The organism is Dyadobacter jiangsuensis, assembly GCF_003014695.1.
Classification (GTDB): Bacteria; Bacteroidota; Bacteroidia; order Cytophagales; family Spirosomataceae; genus Dyadobacter; species Dyadobacter jiangsuensis.
This window is the reverse complement of sequence record NZ_PYAS01000014.1, coordinates 159,941-174,682: the sequence shown is the minus strand read 5'-3', so window position 1 is coordinate 174,682 and position 14,742 is coordinate 159,941. Positions and strand designations below refer to the sequence as shown.

The 14,742-nt window shown below is 50.5% G+C and carries 14 protein-coding genes; 11 read left to right on the top strand and 3 right to left on the bottom strand.

The window, feature by feature from the left end; all coding sequences use genetic code 11:
- Positions 1–66: 66 nt before the first annotated feature.
- Positions 67–345 carry a hypothetical protein gene (locus CLV60_RS25895; RefSeq protein WP_106598299.1) on the top strand — a complete coding sequence of 93 codons (279 nt, stop codon included), beginning with the start codon at positions 67–69 and terminating at the stop codon, positions 343–345.
- 171 nt (positions 346–516) lie between these two features.
- Here the strand turns inward: CLV60_RS25895 and CLV60_RS25890 are convergent, their stop codons facing one another.
- Together CLV60_RS25890 and CLV60_RS25885 are read right to left on the bottom strand one after the other, a co-directional pair.
- Positions 517–1,083 carry a pyridoxamine 5'-phosphate oxidase family protein gene (locus tag CLV60_RS25890; RefSeq protein ID WP_106598298.1) on the bottom strand — a complete coding sequence of 189 codons (567 nt, stop codon included), beginning with the start codon at positions 1,081–1,083 and terminating at the stop codon, positions 517–519.
- A gap of 22 nt (positions 1,084–1,105) precedes the next feature.
- The gene (locus CLV60_RS25885) at positions 1,106–3,121 is read right to left on the bottom strand and encodes a heavy metal translocating P-type ATPase (protein WP_106598297.1); all 2,016 of its coding nucleotides are present in this window, start codon (positions 3,119–3,121) and stop codon (positions 1,106–1,108) included.
- Between the two features lie 216 nt (positions 3,122–3,337).
- Here CLV60_RS25885 and CLV60_RS25880 point away from each other — a divergent pair, with 216 nt between their 5' ends.
- Complete coding sequence (locus CLV60_RS25880; RefSeq protein WP_106598296.1) at positions 3,338–3,598, top strand: AbrB/MazE/SpoVT family DNA-binding domain-containing protein; 261 nt, start codon at positions 3,338–3,340, stop codon at positions 3,596–3,598.
- Positions 3,586–3,915, top strand: a complete 330-nt coding sequence (locus CLV60_RS25875) for a type II toxin-antitoxin system PemK/MazF family toxin (RefSeq protein ID WP_106598295.1) — start codon at positions 3,586–3,588, stop codon at positions 3,913–3,915. Before CLV60_RS25880 ends, CLV60_RS25875 begins: the two co-directional genes overlap by 13 nt.
- A gap of 5 nt (positions 3,916–3,920) precedes the next feature.
- Here CLV60_RS25875 and CLV60_RS25870 read toward each other — a convergent pair whose 3' ends face one another.
- On the bottom strand, positions 3,921–5,372 hold the full coding sequence (locus tag CLV60_RS25870) for an aminotransferase-like domain-containing protein (protein ID WP_229211134.1): 1,452 nt from the start codon (positions 5,370–5,372) through the stop codon (positions 3,921–3,923).
- 90 nt (positions 5,373–5,462) lie between these two features.
- On the opposite strand from CLV60_RS25870, the gene CLV60_RS25865 reads away from it, so the two are divergent.
- From CLV60_RS25865 to CLV60_RS25830, 8 genes are read left to right on the top strand one after another with little or no spacing between them, the layout of a single operon-like run.
- Positions 5,463–6,392: a DMT family transporter gene (locus CLV60_RS25865; RefSeq protein ID WP_106598293.1), complete on the top strand. Its 930-nt coding sequence runs from the start codon at positions 5,463–5,465 to the stop codon at positions 6,390–6,392.
- Positions 6,385–6,855: a DUF1572 family protein gene (locus CLV60_RS25860; protein ID WP_106598292.1), complete on the top strand. Its 471-nt coding sequence runs from the start codon at positions 6,385–6,387 to the stop codon at positions 6,853–6,855. Before CLV60_RS25865 ends, CLV60_RS25860 begins: the two co-directional genes overlap by 8 nt.
- Before the next feature lie 5 nt (positions 6,856–6,860).
- A complete protein-coding gene (locus CLV60_RS25855; RefSeq protein WP_106598291.1) occupies positions 6,861–7,223 on the top strand; it encodes a nuclear transport factor 2 family protein in 363 nt (120 codons plus the stop codon).
- A gap of 3 nt (positions 7,224–7,226) precedes the next feature.
- Positions 7,227–8,621 (top strand): pyridoxal phosphate-dependent decarboxylase family protein, encoded by a 1,395-nt coding sequence (locus tag CLV60_RS25850; protein WP_106598290.1) that lies wholly within the window; start codon positions 7,227–7,229, stop codon positions 8,619–8,621.
- A gap of 54 nt (positions 8,622–8,675) precedes the next feature.
- Complete coding sequence (locus CLV60_RS25845; protein ID WP_106598289.1) at positions 8,676–9,170, top strand: hypothetical protein; 495 nt, start codon at positions 8,676–8,678, stop codon at positions 9,168–9,170.
- Between the two features lie 2 nt (positions 9,171–9,172).
- On the top strand, positions 9,173–10,984 hold the full coding sequence (locus tag CLV60_RS25840) for a M64 family metallopeptidase (protein ID WP_106598288.1): 1,812 nt from the start codon (positions 9,173–9,175) through the stop codon (positions 10,982–10,984).
- A 54-nt stretch (positions 10,985–11,038) separates the two neighbouring features.
- Entirely contained in the window at positions 11,039–12,850 is a 1,812-nt protein-coding gene (locus CLV60_RS25835) for a M64 family metallopeptidase (RefSeq protein ID WP_106598287.1), read from the top strand.
- A 48-nt stretch (positions 12,851–12,898) separates the two neighbouring features.
- Positions 12,899–14,707, top strand: a complete 1,809-nt coding sequence (locus tag CLV60_RS25830; protein WP_106598286.1) for a M64 family metallopeptidase — start codon at positions 12,899–12,901, stop codon at positions 14,705–14,707.
- Positions 14,708–14,742: the final 35 nt, after the last annotated feature.

The window sequence follows — 14,742 nt, the reverse complement described above, 5'->3', positions numbered from 1 at the left end:
TAGGTATGCTTTACAGCATGTGTAAAGCGCAAATTACAATTTTTCTACACACCCTATCATAATCTCATGGCAGAGCTTCAAGCCCGAGTCTCCGAGTATGGTGGTTTATCCATTAAGGAGCGCCTGCTAGTCAGGTTCATTAAGTCCAGAAACATTGTCGGCAAAAGCTGGCGGGGAGTGCTCGCGGAAGCGGACCCTTTCTTCAACACCAAACTGGGGGGAGATTACTTAACCTCAGTGGCACAGGCAGTTTCGGATAGTAGTCGCGGCAACGTCGACCGTATCGAAAGGGTCACCATCGCCCTTGAAAAGGTGGCAGGCATTACTCCCGTTCCAGTCGTTTGAAGAATTATTTTTCGGTAGGTTTCAATGATTTATCGGAGGCTTTAAGTCACCGTTGAAGTCGTGTACTATCGGAAAAGCCGGATTGGTATTTCGCATTCGATGACTCGTTTGCGCAAGGAAACCTGTGTTGAAACACACAGCAGGTTCAGTACTGTTGTACCTGCTGTGTGTTTATTTGCCCGCATCCGATGGGGTGGAGGCAAAGATACCCGTGTCGAAACCATCGATACTGGCCATGTTTTTTCTTGCCCAATAATCATGAATGCCGTCCGGTCCTTGTTTCCTGGCCCACGCGTTTAGCTCCTCCCGTTCACGGTTATAGTCCATGAACGGCACAGCCATGCCGCAGGAGGTCTGGACGAGGTCTACTTGTATGTCTATCAACTGCCGCGCGCCTTCGATCGAAGGAAAAAGTTGGTAGTATTCGTGCCACTCTGCGTCGGCGGGATGGTAAGCCTTGCCATGCCCGTAAAGTCGCAGAATAAGAGGCTTGCCCTCGAATGCGCAAAACATGATGGTAATACGGTCATTCAGCAGCAAATGCGCTGCCGTTTCATTCCCGCTACCGGTAACGTTCAGCCACATAACCCGGTTAGGACCCAGGATTCGGAAGGAGTCCATTCCCTTGGGGGAGAGGTTGACCGTACCCGTCTCTGCCGCGGTGGCAACAAAATAGATCTTCTGCTTGTTGATAAACGACTCCAATTCCGGAGTGATCCGGTCCAGTTGCTTTCCCATGATTTTGAATAATGCAGGCTAACTATATTTTCTTCCCTTGAATGCGGTAGGCGTTCAAAATGGCCAGCAGCGCTACGCCGACGTCTGCGAAAACAGCTTCCCAGAGCGTGGCAACGCCACCCGCACCGAGCACCATCACTGCAATTTTAACCCCCATCGCGAGTGAAATGTTCTGGTAAACAACGGATTTTGTGATTTTACCAATCTTCACCGCCGCGGCTATGCGCGATGGCTGGTCGTTCTGGATCACGATATCGGCCGTTTCGATGGTCGCATCGGAGCCAAGCGCGCCCATGGCTATGCCCGCGTCCGCGAGCGCGATCACCGGCGCGTCGTTTACGCCATCGCCTGCGAATGCAATGCGTTTGCCTTGATCTTTAAGCTCTTGCACGATTCTCACTTTGTCTTCCGGCAGCAACCCACCGTAACTTTGGGTTATTCCCAGTTCTCCTGCGACCTTGCCAACGACGGCTTCTTTATCGCCCGACAACATAATGGTCGATATACCGAGGCTTTTCAGCTCTGCAACGGCTGCGGCGGCGTCTTCTTTGATTTCATCGGCAATGAGGAAATAACCCGCATAGCTGCGGTCAATCGCAACGATTACGAGCGTTTCTACCAGCGATGCAAGTTCGGAGGGATATTTGATTGAATGCCTGTCCAGGAGTTTGGTGTTTCCGGCGAGGACAGTCCTGCCATCAACCGTACCTTTAAGGCCGTGCCCGGCGATTTCTTCGACATTGAGCGGCTTAGTCAACACGGCTGCGTCCGCAGCGGCCACCACTGCTTTGGCAACTGGGTGTGTGGAGTAACTTTCCAAGGACGCCGCGATCCGTATGAAATCGCCCTTATCAATGCTTGTTTCCACTTTTTGGACTTTAAAAACACCTTTGGTGAGTGTTCCCGTTTTGTCCGAAACAACCGTATCGATTTTGGTGATAACATCCAGAAAATTAGCGCCTTTGACCAAAATACCATTGCGGGACGCCAGCCCGATGCCTCCGAAATAGCCTAATGGAATGGAAATCGTCAATGCGCACGGGCAGGCGATCACCAGGAAGACCATGCCGCGGTAGAGCCATTGGTCAAAGTTGTAATCGGTTACAAAAAGTGCCGGAACCGCCACGATGAGCAATGCAAGCAAAAAGACAGTAGGCGTATAACTGCGTGCGAGGCGACTGATCAGCAGTTGGGTGGGGGCTTTGCGGGCGCTTGCCTCCTGCACCATTTCCAGTATGCGGGAAAGTTTGGAATCCTTGAAAAGCGCTTTTACCTCTACTTCGACCGATTTTTCGATCGCAATCATACCGGCAAGTGCTTTCTGACCTTTTTCGATGATTTGCGGCTTCGGTTCGCCGGTGAGGGCTGCGGTATTGAATATGCCCGATTCGGAGAGCATTTCACCATCCAGCGCCACTTTTTCACCAGCTTTTACCAGTATTTTTTCGCCAATTTGAACCCCGTCCGGTGTGACTTGCATTGGTTTGTCGCCGCGCAACACGGTTACCGTGTCGGGCCGGATGTCCAGCAAGGCCTTAATGGAGCGCTTGGACCGGCTGACGGCAATATCCTGGAAAAGTTCACCGATTTCATAAAAGATCATCACCGCTACTCCTTCGCTAAACTCCCCGATGTAAAAGGCACCGAAGGTCGCGATAGTCATCAGCGTGAATTCATTGAAAAAATCGCCGCGGCTTGCCTTGCGGAATGCCATCGCCACCGTCTTGTTGCCGGCCAGCACATAGGCAACCAGCATCATCGCGATTTCGATTGTCCGCGGGAGTTCAATTTTGGCAATGTATGTCAAAATGAGAAACACGGCCAGTATCGTCAGGCTAAGCCACAGCATCCACCGACTTTTGAGAATGCCGGCGTCGCCATCCGCCCCGTGGCTGTGGTCACCGTGGTCGTGGTCGTGATCATGGTCATGACTATCACCGTGCGCGTGGTTGTGTCCATTATGTTTGCTGTGCTTGTCCGTTTTCGTCGAGCAGCAATCGTCATGCGTATGGGCGGAGGTATTTTCGTCGAGTTTCATAATGCGATCATTCAAATACAAAGACCTGTCTTGTGCGGGCAACCCGCCGCAGGATCATTACAAAGGTAGGTTGCAAACCCGTGCAACAGGGTTACAGGTGCTGAAAATCAAGTAATTGCAATATTGTTGCGATTGTTTTTAAACTATCGATCAGCCACTTGCACATTGGAACGGGCCAGGATTTTGAATTGTTATAACAAATTATAACTTTGTATTATGCTGACCAAAATTAGACGGATCGGAAATTCCCAGGGGATTTTGCTTTCCAAAACCATGCTGGATCAAGTGGACATTGAAGAGTATGTCAATGTGGAAGTCAAAGGAAACGCCATTATGATTTTTCCTGCTACTACGAATCCGCGTGACGGATGGGCAGAAGAGTTCCGACTTGCCAGTGAGGACGTTGCGGCGAACGACGACGAAAATCTGATGGATGATGTTTCAAACGCATTTGACGATGCCGAATGGACATGGTAATCCAGAGATTCGAGATCTATTTCGCGTCGCTGGATCCCACGCTGGGCAGCGAAATCAAGAAAACCAGGCCTTGTCTTGTTGTTTCCCCTGACGAAATGAACGACCATCTCAACACGGTCATCATCGCTCCATTGACTTCTACTATTCGCAAGTATCCGACGCGCGTTGATTGCCATGTCGATGGAAGAGATGGACAAATTGCGCTGGACCAGATGAGAGCTATTGATAAAGCAAGACTAACAAAGAAAATCGGGCAACTGAATCCGGCTACGTCGCAGCAAGTTTTAAGTTTACTGAGAAAAATGTTTGCCTGGTAAGATTTTCAAACAGTTTGTGCCCAGATCAAATCTCCCAATTTCTTTAAGCTGGCATCTATGGCTGCGCTGAAAGGTGCGCCGAAGCTGATGCGAATGTAGTTGCAGAATCGGGCGTCGGTGCTGAAAATCTGACCAGGCGCGATACTGATGCTTTCCTGAATGGCGCTTTCAAAGAGCTCAAATGCATTGACCCGCTTGTTGAGTTCGATCCACAAAACGTAGCCGCCCTGCGGTCGGACGAGCCGGGTGTCGGGAGGGAAGTATTCGCTGATCGCTTGCACGTAGCGCAGGCATTGCGTGTGAAGTGCTTTGCGTAAATGCCTCATGTGTAAATCATAACGGCCTGTTTCGAAGAAATTGGCCACTGCTGCCTGCGTCGGTGCAGCGGACGAAACGGTATGTGTGATTTTGCTGCTCAATACCTTGTCCTTGAATTTTCCCGGAAGGCACCAGCCAACCCGGTAACCCGGTGCCAGCGTCTTGGAAACCGATCCGCAGAGCATGACCAGCCCATTTTTATCGTAGCTTTTGCAGGTGCCTGGTCTGGTTTTGCCAAAATACATTTCGCCATAAATATCGTCCTCGATCAGCGGGATCTGTCTCACCGCCAGCATTTCGACCAATTTTTTCTTTCTATGATCGGGCATCAGCGCGCCGGTGGGATTGGAGAAATTGGGGACGAAAAGTACCGCCTTGATCGTAGTGCTTTCCAATGCCTTTTCCAGGTATTCCAAGTCTGCGCCCTCGTCAGGATGACAGGGGATTTCAAGGATTTTAAGGCCCAGACTCTTCATTATATTGAATATACCAAAGTAGATCGGGTTTTCTATCGCGACGGTATCGCCGGGCTCGGTGACTGCTTTCAGGCAAAAAATCAGCGCTTCCATGCAACCCTGGGTCGTAACCACCTCGTCCTCGCTTACATTTCCCTTCCAGTTGAATGCGTATTTGGCAATCTGTTTACGCAATGCGGGGTTTCCCTGTACGTCATCGTATTGCGTGCAGCTGTTCGGACTCTTTCTAAGCGCTTCAACCATCGCCTTGTTCAACTTCGCTTCCGGAATCAATTCGGCGGCAGGCGCGGCTACCGACAGGCGGACGACCCGCTCGTAGGTCATGGTCTTGTAAACAGTCCGGATCATCTCATCGACGTTCGCCTTTTCGATAAGGGGTCTGGGAGGGGTATTGTGAAGTCTTTCAGGGCTATTGAGTGTCGAAAAACGCACAAAATAGCCGGATTTCGGCCGTGCTTCGATGATGCCCTTGTTTTCCAGTTCTACATAAGCCTTGAACGCCGTACTGAGGCTGATGCCCTGTTCCTTGCTCAAAGCCCGCAATGAAATCAGCTTGTCGCCGGCTTTCAGAATGCCTTTTTCGATCTGCGCCGCGAGTCGGTCGGCTATTTGTGAGTAGAGAAAATCTTCCCGTACAGGTTCATCCACCATGTTTCGTGCCATTTTGATCTGTTATGCTTCAAAATAACAAAAGTGAATCTGTTTTATTAAACTTTGGAGCGGGAATTTTGTGGCGTTCAATGTAAAACGGCTATGAAAAGTAATCTGACGGCATATTTCGCATTAGTATTGGTGTGTTTCTTTTGGGGTACCACCTACCTCGCTGCCCGTATCGGCGTGACGGGCTTTCCGGCTCTTTTCTTCATGGGCTTCCGGAATTTGGCTGCCGGTGTCATATTGCTGGGATTTTTAGTACTCAGGAACCGGTCGTTTCCATGGGCTTGGGCCGACATCCGTTTGCAGCTCGTTCCCGGTTTTTGCATGCTCACTTTCGGTACCGGTCTGGTGGGCTGGTGTGTACAGTTTATTCCCAGCGGTTTGGCGGCATTACTCTATGCGACGGTTCCGATTTTTACGATATTGATCAATATGCTGGCGAGGAGGGACGAGCGTATTAATGCCCACGTGGCAACGGGTATGATGCTCGGTCTGGCGGGCGTGATGCTGGTTTTCAGGGATAATTTCGAATACCTCACCAACCGGAGTTCGTTCCTCGGAATATGCGTTACATTGGCGTCGTGCGTGTCGTGGTGTCTGGGAGGATTGTATACCAAAAGCTTTCCGGGCAAAACGGATTCGTTTTTCAACGCAGCCATCCAGATGATAGCCGGCGGGGTCGGTTTGCTGACGCTGAGCGCGTTCAACGATGACTGGACCAATTTGCCCCATATGCGGCCGCAATCCGTCATGGCATTGTTGTACCTGATTTTCTTCGGTTCCATTCTTGCATATGCTTCGTATCTGTTTGCCATGTCCAGGTTGCCCGCAGGATTGGTGTCGATTTATGCGTACATTAATCCGCTGGTAGCTTTGGTATTAGGCTTTTTCATATTGGATGAAAAGATTACCTGGCTCACAGCGCTGGCATTCACGGTAACGCTGAGTGGGGTTTTTCTGGTCAACCGCGGTTACCAGCTTCAAAAGCGAAAAAACACATTAACCTTGATAAACAGTCATGAATAGCGACATATTCGCCACCTTGTTCAGCCGGGATTTGAAAAAACTCCGGAAAGAAATTGAGCAGTACCATTCGGAAACCGCATTGTGGGTGAAGCTGCCGGGAACCATCAATCCGGGCGGGAATCTCTGTCAGCACCTGATCGGAAATTTACGTACCTACGTGGGCCTTACGCTGGGCGGATACGCTTACGTGCGCGATCGCGAGGCAGAGTTCAATCAAAAGACATTTACGCAAAAGCAAATGCTTACCGAGCTTGACGAGCTCCATGAAATCGTAATGAACACCTTGGCTACGCTGGATGAGCAAAGGATGGAAGAGGAGTATCCCCACGATGTAGTCAACCTGTTCCCGGAACAGACTGTGCGATTGGTTCTTACGCATTTATTGGCTCACCTTTCGTGGCATTTGGGACACATTAATTACCACCGCCGCTGGATAACGCAAGTACAGGCGGCACAACAATAAGCAATATGCATTTGACAGAACAAGTAGCGCAATCCTTTGCAGAACAATGGATTGATGCCTGGAATCGCCATGACCTTACCGCGATTATGGCGTTGTATTCCAATGAAATCCGGTTCTACTCGCCGTACATTATCAAGCTGGGAATGAATGAAGAAGGAGTAATTACCAGGAAGGACGAGCTGGAAAAATACTTTGGAAAGGCCCTGAGCATTTATACAGACCTGCATTTTGAGCTGAGGCAGGTGCTTACCGGTGCGGGTTCAGTGATCCTATATTATAAAAGCGTTAGCGATAGGATGGCAGCCGAGATGATGGAACTCGATGAGTCCGGTAAAATCAGTTTGGTAAAGGCACATTACAATGGATAGTTTATGTTTGAAGTATTTGAAAATGAATTAAATAACCTGCAATCGATATTGGTGCAGGTTAAGAATGCAAGTCTGGATTTTCTGGAAAATATCGCTGAAAAACCTACCTATATTGCCGATCAGGCGGTACCTGTCGCTGACCTTGCGGATGCGGGCATCGGCGCCTCCGGTAGCCTGGAAGTTTTTAGAAAGCATTACGAAAAACTGATGGTAGCCAGTCCCGGACCCCGGTACTGGGGATTCGTCACAGGAGGCGCAACGCCAGCCGCCATCGCGGGTGATTGGCTCACGGCTGTTTACGACCAAAATACGCAAAGTACGCAAGGTGCGGGTGATGTTTCGGCCATACTCGAAAAGGAGACGATCGGGCTGTTGTGCCAGCTGCTGCATTTGCCGGAGGATTTCAATGGTGGTTTTGTAACGGGTGCTACGATGTCCAATTTTACCGGACTGGCGGTGGCCAGGCAATGGGCGGGTGAGCGATCGGGCCGGGATGTATCGCGCGAGGGCGTATCCGGCGATCTCGTGGTAATGGCGGCCACACCGCATTCATCGGTTGTCAAATCGTTGGGTATGTTGGGCATCGGCAGTAATAATGTGGTGCGCATTCAGGCGCTGGAAGGTCGCGAGGCTATGGATCTGACTGATTTTGAGCAAAAACTCATGGATAATCAGCATCGCCCGGTTGTCGTCAATTGCAGCGCAGGAACTGTTAATACCGTCGATTTTGACGATATCAAGGCTATTGTGGCACTGAAAAAGAAGTACACTTTCTGGCTGCATATCGACGCGGCATTCGGAGGCTTTGCCGCCTGCCTGCCGTCCCAGCGGCATTTGCTGGCTGGTTGGGAGCAGGCCGACAGCATTACCATCGACTGCCATAAATGGATGAATGTGCCTTACGACAGCGCAGTTTCATTGGTGAGGAAGGAGCATAGTCGCTTGCAGGTGAGCACTTTCCAGAACTCGAATGCCCCGTACCTGGGCGATCCCTCGGAGAATTTCTCCTATCTCAACTTCCTTCCCGAAAATTCGCGGAGGTTCAGGGCATTGCCTGCGTGGTTCAGCCTCACCGCATATGGCCGGAATGGTTTCGAGTGGATCGTGCGGAACAGTATTGCCCGTGCGGAGGAGTTTGGTGCTTACATTCAATCCAGCGAGCATTTCGAATTGCTGGCGCCTGTCAGGTTAAACGTCGTCTGTTTTCGCTTAAAATCAGGCCATGAAAAGATGCCTGTTTTTCTGGACCGATTGAATCGCCGGGAAAAAGTTTTCATGACGCCTACTTTGTTATCGGGCGAATCGGCGATACGAGCTGCGTTTGTGAATTACCGAACGAGGAAAGAAGACATTTTGATAGCCATTCGTGAAATGGAAGAAGTATTGCAGACACTGTGAAATTCGTTAATAAAGCTGTACATTGATTCACGTACAGCTTTATTCAAATTACACATGCTAAGCATATTCCCCACGGCCGCCATTGCGCTCGTCGGCTTGCTGATGTTCGGTTGCAAGTCGGGACGTTCTGTGTTGACTGTCAGTGAACTACCCAACTACGATACCCGGTCGCCTGACCATCTTTTGTTTCTGACTTTTCGCATTACCGGCAAGCCCGGAGGCAATGAGCGTGTGGAGCTGTCGAGCGCGAGCGTGGCTAACGGGCGTATGAAAAATCTTGCATACCCCGTTCATTTTCCAGTTCAAATCAAGGCTATTCCGAGGTACTCTACCAGCGCAGTGGAGCAGGAAATGGTGTTCGAGCATCCGCTTTATCGGGCGGTCGAAGTGAGCGATCCGTCCGGCCATATGCGGCGAGAAGAAGTACGGGCTGGCGAGGGCTCCCTCATGATTCGCATGCCACTGCATTCAGGACTCAACGCTTTGGAGCTTTTCAGTGTCACACCCGAAAAGGGTTCAGTGAAAATCTATACGCTCAGTTTTAACTAGCTATGAAGAGTATTTTTAGCACATTGTATGCGATTTGCATTGCTGCCGTCTGTTTCGGTCAGGAATATCAGGTTGATACCCTCTATAAAACCGGGCCGATGGATAACCGGATCAACGTCGTGATTCTTGGGGATGGTTTCACGCAGGAAGAGCTTCCCAAATTTGCGACGGAAGCTAAAAACTTTGCTGATTTCTTCCTGGGCTATAATCCCTATCTCCATTATCGCAACTATTTCAACTTTTTCGCCATTCGCACGCCGTCCGCCGAAAGCGGTGTAACGAACCCAGGCACCGCTCCCGACGCTTATAAAGACCAGCCCGTTGGTGTAAAAAACACATTTTTTGGCTCCACTTTCGGTAGCTCCATTCACCGATTGGTAACAATTTCTAAGTACGACGTGCTCTATGCGCTTCTTGCCAAGCAGCTTCCGATGTATGATCTGGTGATTGTGCTCGTGAATACGCCTTTTTACGGCGGCTCGGGCGGAAGTATCTCCGTACACACGCTCCACACGCAGGCGAATACGATCGGTGTACATGAAATCGGGCACACTTTTTCACACCTCAACGACGAATATTGGGCAGGGCCGGGTTACGGATGGGAGGCCCCGAATATGACGAAGGAAAGCAGCCCAGCACTCGTTAAATGGAAAAACTGGCTGAGCCAAACAGGAATCGGCATTTATAAACATGGAGAGACCGGGGACGCGGCACTGTGGCATAAGCCTGCAAATGGAACCTGCCTGATGGAATATTTAAATCAGGAATTCTGTGCGGTATGCCGTGAAGCGACGGTGGAGACGCTTCTGAAACAGGTTAACCCTATCGAAAATGTGGAGCCGGCGGCCGGGAGTGTCGTGACTGTCAATGATGCGCAAACCTTTAAAGTCGGTTTACTGGCGCCTAGCCCCAATACGTTACAGGTGCAATGGACTGTCAATGGTGAGCTGCTTTCAACAACGGGTGCGGAACTTACGCTCATGCCTGAGCAGGCGCCCGACGGCGCCATTCTGGCCGCCTCTGTTTTCGATACTACCGATGTCAGCAGGTATGACGGCGCCAGGGCTGATCGTACGCGGACACTGGAATGGACGCTCAAATCCGGTACCCCCAATGTATTTCGGGTCACAGCATCGAAGGATACTATCTGTGTCGGTCAGGAAGTTACACTCACGGCCTATGGTTGCCGGGGTACATTAAGCTGGACGGGTGGAGCGGCGGGAGCATCATTAAAAGTAAAGCCCGAACAGACTACAACCTATTCTGTTTTTTGTAAGGTGGAAGGAGCGCCTACCCAAACGATTGAGGTGCCCGTGCAGGTAATGCCATTGCCGAACGCAACCGCAGTAAATGGTGGCCCCTACCTGGTGGGCGGCACCATAGAGCTTACTGCGACCGGCGGCATCAGTTACCTTTGGAGCGGCCCAAGATCGTTTGCATCTACATTGCCGCATGTTCTTCTGCACGATGCAGTCCTGGAAAGTGCGGGTACCTATGAAGTGGGGGTTACGGATGCAAATGGATGTTCCAAGTCGGCTCAGACAGAGGTGAAGATCGATCCGGTCCTCTCGGTCCCTACCGGTCCGGAAGCATTCGTCACCATTTCACCGAACCCTGCACGGGAATTTCTTTCTGTTGAAACCAGGTTGGGCGGGAGGTCGAGTATCAAACTGTATGACCAGGCTGGGAGGGAAGTGTTCTCAAAATCTTTTGAGAAGAAAACAGATATTAAGCTGAATGTGGCTACGGGGCTGTATCTGTACAGGTTCACAAATGGCGGTCGGGTAGTTTCCGGCAAAGTAGCTGTGCAGTAAGGATAGCAGTGGGATCGCATTAGTATGAATTTTGACATTTCCATACTGAGATAAATGAAGGCACTGATTTTTACATTTTGCTTGACATTCGTAGTTATCAGTGCTTCGGGACAACACTATGAGGTTGATACCCTTCAAAAGACCGGCCCGCTCGACAACCGGATTAATGTTGTTATTCTGGGTGATGGGTTTATAAGTAGCGAAATGCCGAAATTTGCCGAGGAGGCCCGAAAATTTGCTGCATTCTTTACGTCGTTTGAGCCCTACAATCAATACCGCGATTATTTCAACTTCTTTGCCATCCGTACACCTTCCAGGCAAAGCGGTGTTACCAACCCGGGCAATGCCCCTGATGCATATCCGGATCAGCCTGTCGAAAAGAAAGACACTTTTTTTGGGGCTACATTCGGTTCTTTCATCCACCGGTCGGTTCAAGTAACCAGGCAGGACGTTCTTTCTAGCCTTTTAGCCACGCATCTTCCTGCATATGATGTCGTTGTGGTATTGCTAAACACACGCTATTACGGAGGATCCGGGGGATTAGTAGCTGTTTTTACATTGAACGAAACTGCCAACACGGTGGGAATGCATGAGATCGGGCATACACTCGGCCGTCTCAGCGACGAGTATTGGGGCGGTGGCGTTGTCGGCAGGGAAACAGCAAACATGACAGCCGTTTCCGACGAAGCAACGGTTAAATGGAAAAACTGGCTTAATACCCCGCCCATAGCGATTTACCCGTATGGCTCAAATGGCGAGGCTGCATTGTGGAACAAGCCGGCAAACGGAACTTGTCAGATGGAATTTCATGACAAGCAATTATGTGCAGTCTGCCGGGAAGGTACCGTGGAGCGCATTCTGCAATTTGTCAACCCGATTGAGAAGATGGAGCCGGATACGACTGGTACGGTCGACGCGGATGCAAATCACAATTTTAAACTGAGCCTTTTAAATCCTGTTCCGAACACATTGCGGACCGAGTGGCGATTAAATGGACGGCTGCTATCCGTCTCGGGTAACGAGCTGGATCTCGAAAGTAGGCAAATACCTGATATGTCCCTACTGACTGCTTCTGTGTTCGATTCTGTCGGGTTAAGCCGCAGGGATGATGCAAAGGTTTTGCGCACACATTCTGTTGCGTGGAAGTTGAAGTCCTCCGTTCCCGCTGTATTTCATATTGTTGCGTCCGCGGACTCATTGTGTGCGGGCGAGCAACTGACTTTGACTGCATATGGTTGTCCCGGAACCTTGGAGTGGTCGACCTTCGAGAATGCAAAGACCATACAGATCAGGCCATCGACTTCGGGTAGCTACCAGGCTCAATGCAAGGTTGCGGGTAAGCCCACTATTACGGCTGAGGCGTCAGTTAAAATGTTGCCTTTGCCCAAAGGAGCCATCGCTGGTGGTGGAATTTACTATGAAGGACAAACCATTCAGCTCCGTGCCTCCGGCGGGCATAGCTACAAATGGACGGGCCCGGGCAATTTTTTCGCGGACACGCCGGATGTTTTAATTCAAAATGCAGGAACAGCCAACGCAGGAATTTATCGGGCGGATATTCTGAGCGCGCAGGGGTGTTCAGTGACTGCCAAAGCTGATGTAAAAGTCGATCTGCTGCTTTCCGCGCCCAATGACCCGCAAATGCCGGTGATTGTTTCCCCCAATCCTGCAAAGGATTACATTTCTGTGGAGACAAAGCTGCCAGGTAAATCCAATGTACAATTGTTTGACCCGGCTGGGCGCGAGCTGATTTCCCAGTACTTTGAAAAGAAAACGCATATCAAGCTGAATCTGGCGGCGGGGATGTATTTGTACCGGTTTATCAACGGGGGCAGGGCGGTTTCCGGGAAAGTAGCGGTGCAGTAGCGAGTCCTGCTGTGATACAGAATTGTTCAATAACACACTATATATTTTATGAAGAGATTATTTCTTGTACTTATGCTCTTGTGCGCTACATTCTGCGCTTTTTCCCAGCATTACCAAGTGGACACGCTTTACAAAACAGGATCGCTGGATAAACGTATTAATGTCGTCATTTTAGGCGATGGATTTACCAAGGACGAAATGCCCAAATTTGTCTTGGAGGCCCGAAAGTTCGCCGATTTTCTTCGTGAGTGCGAGCCATTTGTTCATTACCGTGATTACTTCAATTTTTTTACCATTCAGACTCCATCCCCGGAAAGCGGGATCACAAATCCCGGCACTGCGGCGGATGCAGTTCCCGGACAGCCTGTTGAAACCAAAAATACCTTTTTCGGGGTGTCTTTTGGTTCATACACTCAGCGGCTGATGACGATCGCAAAATGGGAGGTTTATCAGGCATTGCTCAAAAGCCATCTTCCCGAACAGAACCTTGTGATCATGCTCGCCAACAGTTCCTACCTCGGTGGGTCCGGAGGAAGTACCGCGATATTTACGCTGCAAGGAATGCCGAATGAGACCGGCAGGCACGAGGTAGGGCACACCTTCGCAAACCTTGCCGATGAAAGCTGGAACGATGCTGTTTTTGGAAGGGAAGCACCCAATATGACTTCTCAGGAAATGCCGGGGCCGGTTAAGTGGCACAGCTGGCTTAATTATCCACCGATTTCCATTTATCAATACGGCAGCGGTGAAGCTTCGCATTGGTGCCGGCCTTCGCCCGGCGAGTGCTCGATGGCATACCTTGATAAGCCATTTTGTGCCGTCTGCACAGAAGCCATCGTCGAGCGGATTTTTAGTCTGGTAAGCCCCATAGACCGGTTCATACCAGGTAATGCAAATGCGACAAACGTGGATGCGGGCGCAACCTTCAAACTCGACTTGGTTAAGCCGGTACCCAACAGCCTTCAAGCCGAATGGCGACTCAACGGAATGCTGATAGCAGACAACGTCGATCAAGTCGTTTTGAAGCCGGACGAGGTTACGGACTGGTCGACGCTTGCAGCTACTGTTTTTGACTCTACCGCATTAAGCCGGAAAGACAACGCACGTCAGTTGCGGACGAAAACGATCAGCTGGTCACTGCGGTCGTCCCTTCCGGCGGTGTTGAAAGTTGCGGCATCGAAAGCGGTGACTTGCGCCGGCGATACGGTCATCGTAACTGCCTATGGCTGTCCGGGCAAGGTAAGCTGGGCGAATGGGGCGGTGGGCAATTCACTGACCGCGGTTCCTACTCAAACAACCACTTATTCCGCGTCCTGTGAATTTACCGGATATCCATCCATGCGGGCAGAGGCAACGGTAACGGTGCTGCCGCTGCCCAATGCGACGGTCGATAATGGTAGCCCGTACACAGTTGGCGCAACAGTTGAGCTTCACGCGGCAGGAGGAGTGGAATATGAGTGGGCGGGACCCAGGCTCTTTCATGCCGATACGCCCGACGCCAAGTTTCGGAATGTGACCCTCAGCCATGCAGGTACGTATCAGGTAAAAGTCTCCGACGACAAGGGGTGCTCGAAAACTCTGTATACGGAGGTTCATGTCGATCCGATTCTGTCTATGCCGACCGACCCGACACAATGGGTCAAAGTTTCGCCCAACCCGGCGAAAGAGCGCGTAGCAGTGGAGACGATGTTGCCCGGGGAGTCGCTTTTCACACTATTCGATCAGTCGGGCAGGAAATTGGTCAGTCGTTTGTTTAAGCAGAAAATGGAGATCCGGCTGGAAGGTGCTGCGGGACTTTACATTTATAAGTTTACCAATGGTAAGCGGCAAGTAAGCGGGAAGATTGTGAAGCAGTAAATGCAATGCAACAAAAAAGTCTCCCTCTCAGGAGA

What these genes read in the sequence shown, in the direction of transcription:
- CLV60_RS25895 (WP_106598299.1), top strand. Translation starts at nt 67, where the DNA reads ATGGCAGAGCTTCAAGCCCGAGTCTCCGAGTATGGTGGTTTATCCATT.
- CLV60_RS25890 (WP_106598298.1), bottom strand. Translation starts at nt 1,083, where the DNA reads ATGGGAAAGCAACTGGACCGGATCACTCCGGAATTGGAGTCGTTTATC.
- CLV60_RS25885 (WP_106598297.1), bottom strand. Translation starts at nt 3,121, where the DNA reads ATGAAACTCGACGAAAATACCTCCGCCCATACGCATGACGATTGCTGC.
- CLV60_RS25880 (WP_106598296.1), top strand. Translation starts at nt 3,338, where the DNA reads ATGCTGACCAAAATTAGACGGATCGGAAATTCCCAGGGGATTTTGCTT.
- CLV60_RS25875 (WP_106598295.1), top strand. Translation starts at nt 3,586, where the DNA reads ATGGACATGGTAATCCAGAGATTCGAGATCTATTTCGCGTCGCTGGAT.
- CLV60_RS25870 (WP_229211134.1), bottom strand. Translation starts at nt 5,372, where the DNA reads ATGGCACGAAACATGGTGGATGAACCTGTACGGGAAGATTTTCTCTAC.
- CLV60_RS25865 (WP_106598293.1), top strand. Translation starts at nt 5,463, where the DNA reads ATGAAAAGTAATCTGACGGCATATTTCGCATTAGTATTGGTGTGTTTC.
- CLV60_RS25860 (WP_106598292.1), top strand. Translation starts at nt 6,385, where the DNA reads ATGAATAGCGACATATTCGCCACCTTGTTCAGCCGGGATTTGAAAAAA.
- CLV60_RS25855 (WP_106598291.1), top strand. Translation starts at nt 6,861, where the DNA reads ATGCATTTGACAGAACAAGTAGCGCAATCCTTTGCAGAACAATGGATT.
- CLV60_RS25850 (WP_106598290.1), top strand. Translation starts at nt 7,227, where the DNA reads ATGTTTGAAGTATTTGAAAATGAATTAAATAACCTGCAATCGATATTG.
- CLV60_RS25845 (WP_106598289.1), top strand. Translation starts at nt 8,676, where the DNA reads ATGCTAAGCATATTCCCCACGGCCGCCATTGCGCTCGTCGGCTTGCTG.
- CLV60_RS25840 (WP_106598288.1), top strand. Translation starts at nt 9,173, where the DNA reads ATGAAGAGTATTTTTAGCACATTGTATGCGATTTGCATTGCTGCCGTC.
- CLV60_RS25835 (WP_106598287.1), top strand. Translation starts at nt 11,039, where the DNA reads ATGAAGGCACTGATTTTTACATTTTGCTTGACATTCGTAGTTATCAGT.
- CLV60_RS25830 (WP_106598286.1), top strand. Translation starts at nt 12,899, where the DNA reads ATGAAGAGATTATTTCTTGTACTTATGCTCTTGTGCGCTACATTCTGC.